Origin of the sequence: Cohnella phaseoli (assembly GCF_003386235.1) — a bacterium.
Taxonomy (GTDB): Bacteria; Bacillota; Bacilli; order Paenibacillales; family Paenibacillaceae; genus Cohnella; species Cohnella phaseoli.
In genome coordinates this window covers 222,837-238,731 of sequence record NZ_QRDZ01000003.1, presented here as the reverse complement: position 1 = coordinate 238,731, position 15,895 = coordinate 222,837, and the positions used below count along the sequence as shown (strand labels likewise).

Genomic DNA, 15,895 nt, shown 5'->3' with positions numbered 1-15,895 from the left:
CTGCCGAAGCTCTTCGCCCCGGCAGCGGCGTCCCGCTTGCGGCTTATTCGATTATTCCGCCGCTTCCTCGGCTTCTTCGGCAGCTTCCGAATGGCTGCATACCGTACAATTCAGTTGAGTCTCGCCTTTGACCCGCTTCTCGACCATTACCCCGCCGCAGCTCGGGCACGGCTTGGCAACCGGCTTATCCCAAGAGACGTAATCGCAGCCGGGATACAGATTGCACCCGTAGAATACGCGTCCCTTCTTGCTGCGCCTTTCGACGATCTGACCTTCTTTGCACTTCGGGCACGTTACGCCGGTATCTTTAATAATCGGCTTCGTATTCCGACAATTCGGGAAACCCGAGCAAGCCAGAAACTTGCCGAAGCGTCCCATTTTATAGACCATCGGGCTGCCGCACTTGTCGCACACTTCGTCCGACGGCTCATCCTTGATCTCGATTTCCTTCATTTCCTCTTCGGCGACCGCCAGCCGCTGCTCGAACGACTTGTAAAACTCGCCAATGACGTTGACCCAATCTTGCATGCCTTCCTCGACATGGTCAAGATCGCCTTCCATGTTGGCGGTAAATTCGACGTCGAGGATTTCTGGAAAAAACTCCTCCATTAATTGGACGACGAGCTCGCCCAGTTCGGTCGGAGTAAACTTCTTCTCTTCCAAGGCGACATAATTGCGCTTTTGGATCGTCTCCAACGTCGGAGCGTACGTGCTTGGGCGGCCTATGCCCAACTCCTCGAGCGCCCGCACGAGTCGGGCTTCCGTGAAGCGCGGCGGCGGCTGAGTAAAGTGCTGCTTCGGCTCGATGTCCTTCGATTCCGCCTTGTCTCCCACAGCGAGCGGGGGCAGCAGCCGATCCTCATCCGTCGTGCCGTCGTCGTTGCCTTCGACGTACACCTTCATAAAGCCGGGGAATTTCAGCTTCGAACCGTTGGCCCGAAACACAGCCGGCCCATTCTGCAGATCGACGGTCATCGTATCGAGCACGGCCGACGACATCTGGCTGGAGACGAAGCGCTCCCAGACCAGCTTATACAGTCTGAACTGATCTTTGGACGTGAACGCCTTGACCGATTCCGGATCGCGCAGCACCGACGTCGGACGAATCGCTTCGTGCGCGTCCTGCGCGGAAGCGTTCTTCTTCGTGTAAACCCGAGGAGTTTCAGGCAAAAATGGATTGCCGTACTTGCCCTCGATATACTCTCTGGCTTCCTCCTGCGCAACTGGCGAAATACGAGTCGAGTCGGTACGCATATACGTAATGAGACCGACCGTCCCTTCCTTGCCCAGATCGACGCCCTCGTAAAGCTGCTGCGCGATCTGCATCGTCTTCGAAGCGCGGAAGTTCAGCTTACGCGCGGCTTCCTGCTGCAGCGAGCTCGTAATAAACGGCGGAGACGGGTTGCGCTGGCGCTCCTTCTCCTTGACCTCTCCGACAGTGAACTGCGCTCCGGTTAGCTGTGCCAGCACTTCCTTAACCTCAGCTTCGCTGTGCAGCTCCTTCTTCTCGCCATGAACGGAATGGAACTTCGCCTCGAACGCCGCTTTGCCCTGCGTCAAATGAGCGGTAATGCTCCAATATTCTTCCGGAACGAATGCATTGATCTCGTTCTCGCGGTCGTTGATCAGCTTAACGGCGACCGATTGCACGCGGCCGGCGCTAAGTCCTTTCTTGACCTTTTTCCACAGCAGCGGGCTGATTTTGTATCCGACGAGCCGGTCGAGCACCCTTCTCGCCTGCTGGGCGTTCACCAAATCCATATCGATCGGTCTGGGCGACTTGAAAGCGTCCTTGACCGCTTGCTTCGTAATCTCGTTAAAAACGACGCGGCAATCTTCCTTCTCGTCCAGCTCCAGATAATGGGCCAAATGCCACGCGATCGCTTCGCCTTCCCTATCGGGGTCAGCTGCGAGATAAACTTTTTTCACCTTTTTGCTGGCATCGCGCAATTCCTTCAAAACGTTGCCTTTGCCCCGGATCGTGATGTATTTCGGCTGAAAGCCGTTTTCCACCTCGACGCCGATCTGGCTTTTCGGCAAATCGCGAATGTGCCCCATGGACGCTTTGACGATAAATTTGCTTCCTAAATATTTGCCGATCGTCTTCGCCTTAGCCGGCGATTCCACAATCACTAGCGAGTCCGCCACGTCCATCCTCCTCTCCTACGGTCGACAAGTCCTCGTGCCTATTTCTTATGCCTTCATTATTAAAGGACATGATATACGAAACCGGTTCGTTGTTCAATTCGTCGTTTCATTAGTAAATTTAGCAGAACGGAGTGTAAATGTCCAAACGTCATCCCGGAAAAGGTCGCCAATTCATCGACGGAAGCGGGCCGATCGAGGATTAAACGGTAGACGAGCAGTTCGTCTTCGTTCAGCCCCTCCTCCCCCGCGGAAGCCCCGGACGCCGCGCCGTTTGCGGGTTCCGGCCCTGTGACGGAAGGCATTCGATACTCATAATATTGAAAAATATCGGAAGCGTCCAGCGCCGGATGCGCCCCTTTGCGAAAATATTCGAGCGCGCCCAAACTTCGCGGAGAAGTCACCTGCCCCGGTATAACGAACACATCTCGATTGTAGCCGAGCGCCAGATCCGCCGTAATCAGCGCGCCGCTCCTGTGCGCGGCTTCTACGACGACGACGCCGTAAGAAAGACCGGCAATGATGCGATTGCGCAGAGGAAACAATCCGGGGTGAAGAATCGTATCCGGAGGACTTTCCGCCAGCAGCAGCCCTTGCATCCCGATCTCGCGATACAAAGCGGCGTTCTCCGGAGGATAACATCGATCGACGCCGCCGGCAAGCACCGCTATCGTCCCGTATGCGGCGGATACGGCGCCTCTGTGGGCCGCCGCGTCAATCCCCTTAGCCAACCCGCTGACGACCGTCATGCGCCCCGCACAGCCCTCACCGAGCCCCTCCGCCATCTTGCGCCCGTAACCCGTGGCAAGTCTGGTGCCGACAATCGCAATCGCCGGATGCCTTAACAGCTCCAGTCTCCCCCTGCAATAGAGCACCCAAGGGGGGTCGGCGATCTCCCGCAGCAGGGACGGGTAATCGTCGTCGTCCAGATAGGTGACGACCCCCATCCTTCCCTCCGCGTAACGAACTTGTCTGCGCTCTCTCGCAGCGAGGCGCACGCTTCGCTCCGCAGCCAGCGCCTGCCTTGCGCTCAGCCCCATGTCCCGCCAATCGCCGGCGAGAAAATCTCCCGAATCCCGCAAGGAGCCCGGCCCCTTCATGACGCCGTACAGGAAAACCGTCGCAATCGTCACCCGCCCGATCCCGTCGGCCTCATGCAGCGCGATCAGCACCTCTCGCGTCATGCCTGTCTCGAGCGCCTCCGCCAGCGATACGACCCTGACATTATCCTTTTTCTTATTCTCCTCGTTGTCCAGCATCTCCTCAAACCCTCCCCAGGCTCATGTACGACAAAAAGCCTTCCACTCCCTCGAAGAGGGCGCGGAAGGCTGCTTGCCTTGCCGTGCACGGAAAACAATGGTTTCCGGCAATTATTTTATCCTACTGCTACTGTACCATTAACCTTTGCACTTTTCCAGCAATCCTTTTTCCTCAAGCACGGCGACAAGCGTCGCGCCCATGTCGGAAGGCGTCGGAGCGACGCGAATGCCGTTGGCTTCGAGCACGGAAATTTTCTCCGCAGCCGTGCCTTTGCCGCCGGAAATGATCGCGCCCGCATGTCCCATCCGTTTCCCCGGAGGCGCCGTTGCGCCGCCGATGAAGCCGACGACAGGTTTCGTCATGTTCGCTTTGATCCATTCCGCCGCTTCTTCTTCCGCCGTACCGCCGATTTCGCCGATCATGATGACCGCATACGTATCGGGATCTTCGTTAAACAGCTTCAGAATGTCGATGAACTCGGACCCTTTGACCGGGTCTCCGCCGATGCCGACAGCCGACGATTGACCGATGCCGCGCGTCGTCAATTGGTGAACCGCCTCGTAAGTGAGCGTTCCCGAACGGGAAACGACGCCTACGTGGCCTTTTTTATGAATATAGCCCGGCATGATGCCGATTTTGATCTCTTCCGGCGTAATGACGCCCGGGCAGTTCGGCCCGATCAGACGAGTTTTCTTGCCTTCCATAAAGCGCTTGACTTTGATCATGTCCATAACCGGAATGCCTTCCGTAATACAGATGACCAGGTCCAGCTCCGCATCGACCGCTTCCATGATGGAATCCGCCGCGAACGGAGGCGCGACATAAATAACGGATGCCGTTGCGCCCGTTGCCGTCACCGCATCTCTAACCGTATTGAAGATCGGCAACGTGACTTTCGTCCCGTTCTCCAGATCGAAATCGATCGTTTGGCCGCCTTTGCCCGGCGTTACTCCGCCGACCATCTGCGTGCCGTATTCCAAAGCACCTTTAGCATGGAACGACCCCGTCGCGCCCGTGATGCCTTGGGTGATCACCTTGGTGTTCTTATCGATCAAGATACTCATGATTATACACTCCCCGGTAAGTTCTCCCTTGTCACTTCACAAGCGAAACGATTTTTTGCGCGCCGTCGGCCATCGAATCCGCGGCCACGATATTCAGACCGGAACCGTTCAAAATTTCTTTGCCCAGATTCACGTTCGTGCCTTCGAGGCGAACGACGAGCGGTTTGTCGAGACCAAGCTCGCGAGCTGCGGCGACAACGCCTTCTGCGATGACGTCGCACTTCATGATACCGCCGAAAATATTGACGAAAATCCCTTTGACATTCGCGTCGGACAGGATGATTTTGAACGCTTCGGTTACTTTTTCTTTCGTCGCGCCGCCGCCAACGTCAAGGAAGTTGGCCGGAGAGCCGCCGTAATATTTGATAATGTCCATCGTGGCCATAGCCAGACCTGCGCCATTAACCATACAGCCGATGTTGCCGTCGAGCGCGATATAGCTCAGGTCGAACTTGGAAGCTTGAATTTCCTTCTCGTCTTCCTCGTCCAGGTCGCGCAGTTCGACAATATCCTTATGGCGGAACAGGGCGTTGGAGTCGAAGTTCAGCTTGGCGTCAAGCGCCATCACGTCGCCTCCGCCGGTTACGACGAGCGGATTGATCTCGGCGATGGAGCAATCTTTTTCCTCGAACGCTTTGTATAGAGCCAACATGAACTTGACCGCTTTGTTGACCAGCTCTACCGGAATATTGATGTCGAGCGCCAATTGACGGGCTTGGAACGTTTGCAGTCCGACAGCCGGATCGACGACGACTTTAATGATCTTCTCAGGGGAATGCTCGGCGACTTCCTCGATGTCCATGCCGCCCTCTTCCGAACCCATCATAACAACGCGTCCGGTCCCGCGGTCGACGACGACCCCGAGATAGTATTCCTTCTTGATATCGCAGCCTTCTTCGATCAGAAGACGCTTGATTTCCTTGCCTTCCGGTCCCGTTTGGTGCGTGACCAGCACTTTGCCGAGCAGCTCCTTGGCGTAGCTCGCGACGTCGTCCAGGCTTTTGGCGATTTTGACGCCGCCGGCTTTGCCGCGTCCGCCCGCATGGATTTGGGCTTTAACAACCGTTACCGAGCTTCCGAGTTCTTTCGCTGCGCTAACGGCTTCGTCGACGGTAAACGCCACTTTGCCGCGCGGCACGTTAACGCCATACTGCCTCAAGACTTCCTTGCCTTGATACTCATGAATATTCATGGTTCTGGCATCCTCCCGTTGTGCGCTTAATATCTGGTGCGGCCGATCGCTTCGGCGCGGAATCGCCGGGCGGGGCCGTCACAGCTTGACCCATGTTAGCGATGAGTTCACCGCTAGCAGCCGTTACACATTCCTTTAAGAGGTTGTTCAATAAGTTCGCTTTTGATCACGAAGCCTCACTTGAAAGCAGACTCGACGTCGAATCCTATGAACGCGCATGTTAAACAAATATGTAACAAAACCTTCATCATTGTATCACTAATTGCCGAATGCTTCCTTATCTTTTCAACAAATTATCAGTCTTCTTTGGCAATGATTTCATCGAATTTTGAGATGGAATTGCCGGAAATGCATCTCTTAATTGCGATAAGTAGATCTCGGCTTGCAGTTTCGCTTTATTTTGTCCAATGCCGCAAAACTCATGCCCCAACCGTGCGACCCGCGCCTCCCCCCTTATGTTTGTACAAATTCGATTGTCCGATTTATTTTTGTCCATTGAGCGGAGCTGCGCCATCTTCTATACTTTCACTGACACGAATCGATAATGATTATCATTATCTAATGATCACATTGAAACTACGGAGGAATCAAATTCATGAGCAAGAAAATGAAAATCGTCTTAACTCTCGGCACGATCGCGCTGTTTGGAACGTTATTGGCGGCTTGCGGGAGCAGTGGAAACAACAATGCCGCATCCAACGGGAGCGCCCCTGCCGCCAGTCCGTCCGCTACAATCTCGGCATCCCCCTCTTCCAATCCTGCCGCTTCGGTGCGTAAAATAACGGATTACATCGGCCACGAGATTGAAATTCCAGTCTCCCCCGAGCGCGTCGTTTTCGTCGGAGAAACGTTCAGCGACTTGTTAGCGTTGGGCGTTAAAGCGATCGGAACTTCGACCAGCATGGCTTCCGAAACCGTGTATGAAGATCAACTGGCCGGCATTGAAGACGTAGGCTTCCCGATCAATCTGGAGAAAATCATCTCGCTCGCGCCCGACCTCGTTATCATCGCCGATACGGATGAGAAAGTCTACGAACAGCTTAGCAAAATCGCGCCGACGATCGTATTCGATACGTTCGCTCCCCTCGAAGAACGCTTGCCGCTGCTTGGAGACGTCCTGGGGAAAAAGCCGCAAGCGGAGCAGTGGCTGGCAGAGTATAACAAACAAGAGGATCAGATGTGGAAGGAACTGCAGGCAGCGGGCTTGAAGCCGGGGGAGACGGCCTCCGTCTTTACTTATTATCCGGGAGAGCGACTGTTCGTGATGGCGCGAACCGGGCTATCCCAAGTGCTGTATACCCCGGACGGACTAAAACCGACGGAACCCATTCAGAAAGTATTGGATAGAGGATTCGAACAAATCTCGACCGAGATGCTGCCCGAATATGCCGGAGATCGGATATTCATTCTTAACCCGGCTTCCGAGTTGAAGGACGCCATTCAATCTACCGAAGATTTATTGAATAGCCGGATCTGGCAAGACCTGCCCGCTGTCAAAGCAGGCCATGTCTATCGGCTAGATATCAAACAATCGGGAAGCGATGCCCTTAGCAGGCAGTGGCTAATCGAGCAGCTTCCGAAGTTGATGGCCAAATAGGCAACAGAACATAACATGACTTCAAAACTTAGAAGACGTTTTCGACGAAACCGTTGAAATACGTCTTCTTTTTATTATACAATCGACGTTGATGAGAATGGTTATCACTTCAGGAGGATAGCATGATGAATGGTTTAAGCTCCGACTCCGTCAGCGTTCCCTTAAGCTCCCTGCTCTTCCATTTCGTCGATATCGAACGAATTGAACATAACGCCGCATGGTATCCCCATATGTACGAAACCGATCTGTACACGCTGCTGATCGTAACGAACGGGCAGGGCAGATTGTTTCAAAACCGCGAGCTTACAAAGATTATAGCCGATAAATGCTACTGGCTGAACCCCGGAGTCCCGTTCAGGCTCGTCAATGAATGCGACGCGATACGCTGTTATAGATTGACCTTCGCCGCCGTTCAAATCCAAGGCGGCGAATACGCAAAATACGACGGAGAGATTCTGCCGGAGGGGAGCGAGCTCGCCGCCCTCCCCTTCACTCGGCTCTCCCGTTTGGCCGACATTCTGTATGAGGGCAGACGATCGCACGGAGGCGCCGAGGGTTTGACTCGTCAAGCGCAGTTTAATGAATTGCTCGCCGTTTTGTTCGAGCACAACGTGCGCGCCGGGCATTCCCCCAACCCGCTTCAGGCTATTGAATTAACGATTAGCTATATGCGCAACAACTATATGTACCCGATTACCGTAAAACAGCTTGCTGAAATCTCGCAGCTCGTTCAATGGCAGTACAGCGCGGCATTTCAAAAGCTTACCGGCAAAAAACCGCTTGATTACTTGACCGATGTTCGAATCGGGCATGCGAAGGAATGGCTTCGTCGGACTGCCGAGCCGCTGCGGGAAATCGCTCGCCGGGTCGGATTCGCGGACGAATATTACTTCAATCGCCGATTTCGTCAATCTACCGGAATGACGCCCCGACAATATTCGCAATCGACCCGCGGCAAAATCCGCGTGAAGGATTGGACAGGCCACGAAGTAGATATTCCCGCAAGCCCGCAGCGGATCATCTATCACGGGGAAACGCTGGGCGACTTAAGCGCCTTGGGCATTCGGGCGATCGGAACCAGCGACAGCTTCAAAAACAACGGCTTTCTCGAAGAACGCGAGCGCGGCTTCCTCGAAGTGGGAATGCCGATCGATCCCGGCAAAGCCCAAGCCCTTAAACCGGACCTGATCATTTTCGCGAACGCGGATGAGAATCAATATAACGCCTTATCCAAAATCGCGCCTACCGTTACCTTTAATACGTTTGCTCCGTTGGAGCACCGTTTGCATACGTTAGGACAATGGCTAGGTCGCAAACGGGAAGCGGAGCAGTGGCTTTCCTCCTTTAACCCCAAGGCGGCGGCTATGTGGAACAACCTACGCTCCGTCGTGCGACAGGGTCATACGGCTTCTGTATTCGTCTACGAGCACGGAGAGCATTTATTCGTCATGGGAGCTTCCGGCTTATCCTCCGCGCTCTATCACCCTTGCGGCTTTCAGGCTGCAGACGGAATTCGCGACATCGTCGAAGCTGGCGTAGGCTTCGCGGAGATCCCCCCTGACAGACTGCCCGAATACGCGGGAGACCATGTTTTTATGCTGCTATCCGAGAACGAACAATCGCGCCGCGCCGCGCTAGCGATGATGGAAAGTTCGTTATGGAGAAGCTTGCCGGCCGTTCGCAGCGGCTGCGTTTACGTACTCGAAGCCGACGCCTGGAACTATAACGACGCCAAATTTCAAGAGCGTCTGCTCGATATGCTTCCGTTGGTTCTCAATCGGATTTCTTAAGCGAGGCTCAGCGGAAAACCGGTTCGGGCTGCCGTTGACAGGGGCTTCGCCGGCGTGTACACTTATTTCAACCGCAATATTTCGGAGAGGAAGCACCTTTCCCGTTCACTAATGATCTTGGACGGAGGAGGGTGTTTTTTTGTTATGTATGCGAAAATGATGAGCGCCAGCGTGCTGGGGATCGAAGGTCGCCTGATCGAGGTCGAGGTGAACATCAGCTCGGGCCTGCCTATGGTAAACGTCGTCGGGCTGCCCGATTCGGCCGTGCGGGAATCGATCGACCGTGTGAGAGCCGCGATTCAGAACGCAGGGATGAAATTCCCGCTCGACCGGGTGACGATCAACCTTGCTCCGGCGGATCTTCGCAAGGAGGGCAGCGCGTTCGACTTGGCTATCGCGGCGGGCATTCTGTGCGCAAGCGGACAGCTGGAACCGGGGATGCTCGCCGATACGCTGTTAATCGGGGAATTGTCGCTGAGCGGCACGATCCGCAGCGTGCCCGGCGTGCTGCCGATGACCGAACTGGCTCGGCGCTGCGGCCTGCGCCGCATCGTCGTTCCCCGCTCCGCCGCGGCCGAGGCCTCCCTCCTGCCCGGCATCGAAGTGCAAGGAATTTCTTCGCTGTCGGAATGGCTCAACGGCGAGGACGGCGCCGAGCCGGACGATCCGCCCGGGGCTCCCCGCGGCTTCGGAAGCAAGCGGCTGCGAGACTTGATCCGGTTTCAAGACAGCTCCGACAACGGCGAGCTCGACCTGGCCGACGTCGTGGGCCAGGAGCAGGGCAAGCGCGCACTGCTTGTCGCGGCGAGCGGTATGCATAACCTTGTCTTTATCGGCCCTCCAGGCACCGGGAAAACAATGCTGTGCCGCCGCTTGCCAACGATTCTTCCCCCTCTGAACGACGAGGAGGCGCTGGCCGTAACGAAAATTTTCAGCGTCTGCGGCAAGCTCGGAGAAACCCGAGCCGGATTAATTCGCAGCCGCCCTTTTCGCGCCCCGCATCATACGATTTCGGGAGCGGGCCTCGTGGGAGGCGGCACGATCCCCAAGCCGGGAGAGGTGACGCTTGCTCACCACGGCGTTCTGTTTCTTGACGAATTGCCGGAGTTTTCCCGCTCCTGCCTGGAGACGCTGCGTCAGCCGCTTGAGGACCGTCAGGTGACGATCGGACGGGCCAGAGCCGTATGCCGTTTTCCGGCAAGCTTTATGCTCGCGGCCTCGATGAATCCGTGCCCCTGCGGCGGCGAACCAAGCGGCCTGCCTTGCGCGTGCTCTCCGGCCGCCGTCTCCAGATACCGCGCCCGCATATCGGGGCCGCTCGCCGATCGCTTGGATCTTCAGGTCGAGCTCGCGCGTCAGCCGCTGCAAGGACTGTCCTCCGGCGGCGGGCTCTCCTCCGCTCAAGCGCGGGAGATCGTCGCCGACGCCGCTGCAAGGCAGCTTGCCCGGTATGCCAAGCACGGCTTTCAATGGAACAGCCAGCTTCAAGGAAGCCATCTGCGAAAGTACGCCAAGCTCTCTTCCGATGCCGAGACGCTCCTTCAGCAGGTTTACGACCGGCTGGGCTTAAGCTTCCGGGCGCACGACCGCATTCTGCGAATTTCCCGCACGATCGCAGATCTGGCCGACAGGGAGAACATTCGCACTGAGGACGTAGCCGAGGCGATCAGCTATCGCTGCCTGGATCGGGCCGCCGCGCTTCCTTAAACGACGGATGCAAAATGTCCGCGCAGTATTTCGCCAGCCGGATGCCAATCTCCGAGCGCAGCGCTTCGCGCACGATGGAGAACCTGTCTTCATACCCGCGGCAGGAGTAGCGGTGATAGATGATCCCGTCGAGCGTCTCATCGTCGAACACTTTAATGTTCCGCCCTCGCAGTTCTCTGCGGAGAGAGAACATTTCCCGGCTGATTTTGTCCATGACGATCTGGATGAATTCTCCCAGCGGCTGCTTGAGCAGATTCGGCGTCCGCCGCACCTCTTGTAGGCTTTTATCGCACATCGTAAGCATATGCGGATACATGATCGAGTCGCGAACCATCGTCAGCTCTTCGGGGGTGATGCGGCCCTTCAACGGCTGGCGCCCGCGATTTTCGTACTGCTCCTGGTGCTCGGTTAGCAGCATTTTCGATTTCCACCTTTCGTTTCCTTGAAGCTTGCTCATTTGTAATGCCCTCCGATCTGGGCGGCTCTCTCGCGCGCTACGCCGACTTCCAGCAGCGAGGAAGCCCTCATGATCGCGTCGCTTCCGTATCGATCCTTGATCCCGTCCGTGGCCCGTTCGATATCGTACTCAACTGCTCTGTTCTCGAATAGCGTCAACTGGCATGCGCTGTCGTCGGTCAGCTCCGTCAAGACGACGTGCAGGCGGGTGACCGACATCCCCTGCCAGTAGCTCGCGAACAATTTGTACGCCGCGGCCGCAACCTCCCGGGTCAAGGACGTCGGCTCCGACAATGTCATCTGCCGATGGAAGCCCGACTTGCGCTCCCCGTCGGACTCCGAAGCGCCGACCGCCACGACGCGGCCTTGGTAGCCGAGACGACGGGCTCTGCGGCATATTTCGATGATCAGCTCCAGCAGCACAACCTCCAGATCTTCCAGCTTGCGATACTGACCGGCCTTCAGCGCTTTGCCGTGGCTGACCGACTTAAGCGCCCCGCGGATCGTCCGTTCGACCGGACTCGGATCGATGCCGCGCGCCGTCTGCCAGTAGTATTCCGCCTGAATGTCGCTCTGCTTGCCCATCTCCCAACGCATCCGGCGCTTGAGCTCCGCCAGTTCGAGCCGAGCGACGTCCCCGATTGTCGGCAGACCCATGCGTTGGAAATGGACGGCCATACGCGACGCCACCATAAACATTTGATGCACGGGCAACGGCCATAGCTTCTCCTCGATATTGGAATAATCCAGCCGGAATATGCCCTCCGGAAGGCGCTTTGCAAAATTATCGGTCGCCATCTTGGCGAGGATTTTGCTCGGACCGATTCCGATCCTTGACCAGACGCCCGTCGAGAGGCGAACGTGATGCTGAATGAATTGGGCGATTTCCTCCGCCGAGCCGTAGCTGCCGATCGATCCCGTCACATCGACGAACTGTTCGTCGATGCTGTAAGGCTCGACTTGATCGGAGAAAGACTCGAAAATTTCCGTCATCAGCAAAGAAATCGTAATATATCGCTGCATACGCGGCCGAATGACGACCAGGTCGGGACATTTCGCCCGCGCCTGAAAAATTCTCTCGGCAGCGATGACCCCTCGCTCCTTGGCCAACGGACATGCGGCTAAAATAATGCCCGCCCGGCGCTCCGGGTCTCCGACCACTACCGGTTTATTGCGGTATTCGGGGTGAGCGGCCTTCTCGATCGAAGCGTAGAACGATTGGCCGTCCACCAGGAAGATCGTGCGTTCAGGAGGCATGCACAATCACCGGCTGCGCCGCCAAAATCCGCTCGACCGCGAATCTTCTCGGCCCGTTGCAGGACGTATCGAACGCAAACACCGTCCCCGCATCGATGCGGATTACCCGGATCGTCCGCTTGCTGATCCGCTCCTTTTTGTCCATATACACGATCACAATCGTCCGACCAATATACTTGGCTATGGACATCTCTCTCGCCTCCACAGAACGTTTGTTCTTATCATAATACGAACAATTGTTCCCGATCAATACTCAATTTATTCCTGCTCGTCTGCAAACATGCCGCAAAGCTCCTTACGGTCGTCGGAACGCAAAAAAACCCGACGATCCCGCGCAGTGCGGGATCGTCGGGGCGCGCTTCGCCACTCGAGTTAAAAAACGGGGGGAGAATCTCGCTCCGGTTATAAAATCCGGTTTCAAGCCGCCGTTTAGGGCAAGTTGTGCGATAAATCGTATAAAAATCAACCTTTGTCGGTCACCCTCGGCCGATTTGTATGACACATCGTACAAAATTCAAAAGTTCGGCGCTGCGAGAACCTGCCTTGTATGAAAAAACGTACAAAATGTCCCCGTTCTCCTCAAGCAAGAGCAGCTGCTCCCGTTCTTTTGCGACGCCTATGCTATGCTATTCTTTTCCTTGCACGCCGTCGATCAGTTGAAGAAACGCCGCAGGAATCGGATACTCCTGGTCGCGGATAATGATTCGCTTGGTGCCTTCCGGCGGCGCGGCGTTTTCCATCCGGTTCTCCTTAATCTCGAGCACTTCGTTGTGCAGCCGTTCCATTTGCTTGTCGAGCGCAGCGGCCGAATCGGCAGCCTCCTTCAGCTCGCTGAGCAAGCTTGGAGGAACGGACTCGTTGTACTTGTAAAAAATTTTATGCTCCAAGCTCGCCCAGAAATCCATCGCGATCGTGCGAATCTGCACTTCGACGCATACCTGCTCCTGGCGGTCGGACATATATACCGGCACCTCCACGATCAGGTGCAGGCTCTGGTAGCCGTTAGGCTTCGGATTGCGAATGTAGTCCTTCGTTTCGACGATTGTCAGATCGCTTTGAATTTGCAGCATCTCGGCGATCCGATAGATGTCGGAGACGAACGAACACGTAATTCTCAATCCGGCGATGTCCTTGATGCTGTTGCGAATGCCCGGAAAGGAGATGTCGCAACCTTTGCGATACATTTTGTTCAGAATGCTCTCCGGAGATTTCAACCGCGATTTCGTATGCTCGATCGGATTGTAGTCGTGCAGAAAATGAAACTCTTCCTTCAAAATCTCGATCTTCGTCTCAAGGGAGTCGAGCGCAAACTTGTACATCATCATAAAGCGAGTGATTTCGTCCTTGAAACGTTTGAATTGCTCCATCGGTAGCGGTAAATTATTCAGAATGGCTCACCTTCTGCTCCAGGTCAAGCAATGATTTTGGAGACTGCCTCAAAATTAAGGTCGCTAACTTCGCTGCAGTTCCTTACTTGCCCAATAATATGCGAGTGTACGGCGAATCGATCGGCAGCAAAATGACCGGCTCGTTGTTCAGCGTCGTCACGTAGCTCTGCAAAGTCCGATAAAAGCTGTAAAACTCGGGATCTTTGCCGTAGGCCTGGTTGTAGATTTGCGCCGCTTCCTGCTCGCCCTGCGCGACGATCTTCTTGGCGTCCGCCTCCGCTTGGGCCAACAGCTCGGTAGCGGTACGGTCGGCCTTCGACGTGATTTTCCGCGATTCCTCGTCGCCTTCGGACAAGTAGCGCGCGGCGATCGCCTGACGGTCGGAAATCATCCGGTTGTAGACGCTCTCCTTGTTGCTCTCCGGCAAATCCGTCCGCTTGATGCGCACGTCGACGATCTCGATGCCGTAATTGTCGCGGATGATCGCGTCGGCTACGTCTTTCGTAATATCGTCGTTAATGTTGCCTCGCGCCGTATTCTCGCTAATTATATTATCATAGTTGACCTCGGAAAGCTTGCGCCGGACGGAATTGTACACCGCTTCGTCAATTCGCTGAATGCCCCCGCCGACCGTCTGGACCGTTTTCAGGAAATTTTGCGGATTGCTGATTCTCCATACGGTGTAGTTGTCGACGATAATCGGCTTCTTGTCCTTCGTCAAAATCGAGGTCGGGTTGCTCTCGTAAGTCATCTGATATTTCGGAAGCGGAGAGACGCTCTCGATAAAAGGAATTTTGAAATAGAGGCCCGGACTGCTTTCCACCCGAACAGCCTCGCCGAACTTCAGCACGACTTTGTACTCCCCTTCTTTGACGACGAAGAGAGAGCCTCCCAAGAGAATGAGGGCAAGAATGATCGACCCCGCCCAAATCATGAGCTTTTTGTTCATGGCGACGTTCCCCCTTGCTGCTGTGCGCCCGCCGAGCCGGAAGCGCCCGAAGCGGAACCGGGGTTTCGAATCAGCTCGTTAAGCGGTAAATATTTGACCGTATCGCCGGACGAAGAGTCCGAAATGATGATCTTCGCTTTCGGCAAAATTTTCTCCAGCGTCTCCATGAGCAGACGGCTTTCGGTAATGCCTTTGTTTTTCGCGTACTCCGCGTAAATCGCGTTGAATTGGGCGACGTCCCCTTGAGCGTTCAAAATCCGCGACTTCTTCACCGCTTCCGCGTTCTCCAACTGCGCCTGGGCTTCGCCGCGCGCTTTCGGAATTTTGTCGTTCTCGTATTTCGCCGCGTTGTTGATCTTCGTATTCTTCTCCTCGCGGGCGTTCGTAACCGCACGGAACGCTTCCTCTACTTGGCCGCTCGGAGGCTCGATATCCTGGAACTTGATGTCGATGATCTGGATGCCGGTGTGATATTTGTTCTGCAGCTCCAGAAGCTTCTCCCGAACCTTGTCCTGAATTTCCGTTTTTCCGTCCGTAATCGCGTAATCGAGCTTCTCCGAGCCGATGACGGAACGAATGGAGGAGCTTGCCGCATTGCGCAAAAATTGCTCCGGATCGCTGATATTGTACAAATAATCGCGGATGTTGCTGATTTTCCACTGGACGACGGCGTCCGCGGATACGATGTTCTCGTCCCCGGTAATCATCATCGCCTCTTCTTCTACCGGCGTCGAAACGTCGCCGTTTACGCGATAGCCGATATGAATGCGCTGCGTCAGCTCGGCGGGCACAACGATGACCTGCTGGATCGGATAAGGCCATTTGAAATGGAGCCCCGCCGTCGATTCCCCCGTATATTTGCCAAAAGTCAGTATGGCGGCTCGCTCCTGCTCCTGTACCGTGTAGAAGCAGGAAGATCCGATCACCACTGCGACTAACGCAACGACCCCGATAATGATCTTCTTCAGCATTCCCGGCGGCAGGTTGAGCGGATTTTCTTGCCGTTTCGGTATTTTTACCAGTTCCATGCGGCTTTGTTCCTCCTCGTCGGTTTTCAAAGTGTCTTTATTTGTTACGTGTTAGGCGGCTG

Annotated in this window: 13 protein-coding genes; 3 read left to right on the top strand and 10 right to left on the bottom strand. The window is 55.5% G+C overall.

All coding sequences use genetic code 11. The annotated features are described in order from the left end of the window. Positions 1 to 51: 51 nt before the first annotated feature. From topA to sucC, 4 genes are all read right to left on the bottom strand, one after another. Complete coding sequence (gene topA, locus DFP98_RS05285; RefSeq protein WP_116059716.1) at positions 52 to 2,148, bottom strand: type I DNA topoisomerase; 2,097 nt, start codon at positions 2,146 to 2,148, stop codon at positions 52 to 54. 59 nt (positions 2,149 to 2,207) lie between these two features. After that, positions 2,208 to 3,404 (bottom strand): DNA-processing protein DprA, encoded by a 1,197-nt coding sequence (dprA, locus tag DFP98_RS05280; protein WP_246016424.1) that lies wholly within the window; start codon positions 3,402 to 3,404, stop codon positions 2,208 to 2,210. Positions 3,405 to 3,542: 138 nt separating this feature from the next. Then, on the bottom strand, positions 3,543 to 4,469 hold the full coding sequence (gene sucD / locus DFP98_RS05275) for a succinate--CoA ligase subunit alpha (protein WP_116059509.1): 927 nt from the start codon (positions 4,467 to 4,469) through the stop codon (positions 3,543 to 3,545). Positions 4,470 to 4,500: 31 nt separating this feature from the next. Then, positions 4,501 to 5,661, bottom strand: a complete 1,161-nt coding sequence (gene sucC / locus DFP98_RS05270) for an ADP-forming succinate--CoA ligase subunit beta (RefSeq protein ID WP_116059508.1) — start codon at positions 5,659 to 5,661, stop codon at positions 4,501 to 4,503. A gap of 595 nt (positions 5,662 to 6,256) precedes the next feature. Between sucC and DFP98_RS05265 the strand changes: the two genes are divergently transcribed. From DFP98_RS05265 to DFP98_RS05255, 3 genes are all read left to right on the top strand, one after another. Next, positions 6,257 to 7,258: an ABC transporter substrate-binding protein gene (locus tag DFP98_RS05265; RefSeq protein WP_116059507.1), complete on the top strand. Its 1,002-nt coding sequence runs from the start codon at positions 6,257 to 6,259 to the stop codon at positions 7,256 to 7,258. A 122-nt stretch (positions 7,259 to 7,380) separates the two neighbouring features. Further along, positions 7,381 to 9,048, top strand: coding sequence for an ABC transporter substrate-binding protein (locus tag DFP98_RS05260; RefSeq protein WP_246016423.1), 1,668 nt, complete (start codon positions 7,381 to 7,383; stop codon positions 9,046 to 9,048). A gap of 144 nt (positions 9,049 to 9,192) precedes the next feature. Further along, a complete protein-coding gene (locus DFP98_RS05255; RefSeq protein ID WP_116059505.1) occupies positions 9,193 to 10,755 on the top strand; it encodes a YifB family Mg chelatase-like AAA ATPase in 1,563 nt (520 codons plus the stop codon). Here DFP98_RS05255 and DFP98_RS05250 read toward each other — a convergent pair. The 6 genes from DFP98_RS05250 to hflK form a co-directional block, all read right to left on the bottom strand. Further along, positions 10,715 to 11,212 carry a YhjD family protein gene (locus DFP98_RS05250; RefSeq protein WP_116059504.1) on the bottom strand — a complete coding sequence of 166 codons (498 nt, stop codon included), beginning with the start codon at positions 11,210 to 11,212 and terminating at the stop codon, positions 10,715 to 10,717. The genes DFP98_RS05255 and DFP98_RS05250 overlap by 41 nt on opposite strands. Further along, the gene (locus tag DFP98_RS05245) at positions 11,209 to 12,468 is read right to left on the bottom strand and encodes a DNA polymerase IV (protein ID WP_116059503.1); all 1,260 of its coding nucleotides are present in this window, start codon (positions 12,466 to 12,468) and stop codon (positions 11,209 to 11,211) included. The genes DFP98_RS05250 and DFP98_RS05245 overlap by 4 nt, the downstream gene beginning before the upstream one ends. Continuing rightward, the gene (locus DFP98_RS05240) at positions 12,458 to 12,658 is read right to left on the bottom strand and encodes a hypothetical protein (protein ID WP_116059502.1); all 201 of its coding nucleotides are present in this window, start codon (positions 12,656 to 12,658) and stop codon (positions 12,458 to 12,460) included. Before DFP98_RS05240 ends, DFP98_RS05245 begins: the two co-directional genes overlap by 11 nt. Positions 12,659 to 13,094: 436 nt before the next feature. Beyond that, positions 13,095 to 13,835, bottom strand: a complete 741-nt coding sequence (locus DFP98_RS05235) for a GTP pyrophosphokinase (RefSeq protein WP_116059501.1) — start codon at positions 13,833 to 13,835, stop codon at positions 13,095 to 13,097. A 103-nt stretch (positions 13,836 to 13,938) separates the two neighbouring features. Then, positions 13,939 to 14,805 (bottom strand): protease modulator HflC, encoded by an 867-nt coding sequence (gene hflC, locus DFP98_RS05230; protein ID WP_116059500.1) that lies wholly within the window; start codon positions 14,803 to 14,805, stop codon positions 13,939 to 13,941. After that, positions 14,802 to 15,833: an FtsH protease activity modulator HflK gene (gene hflK, locus DFP98_RS05225; protein ID WP_116059499.1), complete on the bottom strand. Its 1,032-nt coding sequence runs from the start codon at positions 15,831 to 15,833 to the stop codon at positions 14,802 to 14,804. The genes hflC and hflK overlap by 4 nt, the downstream gene beginning before the upstream one ends. Positions 15,834 to 15,895: the final 62 nt, after the last annotated feature.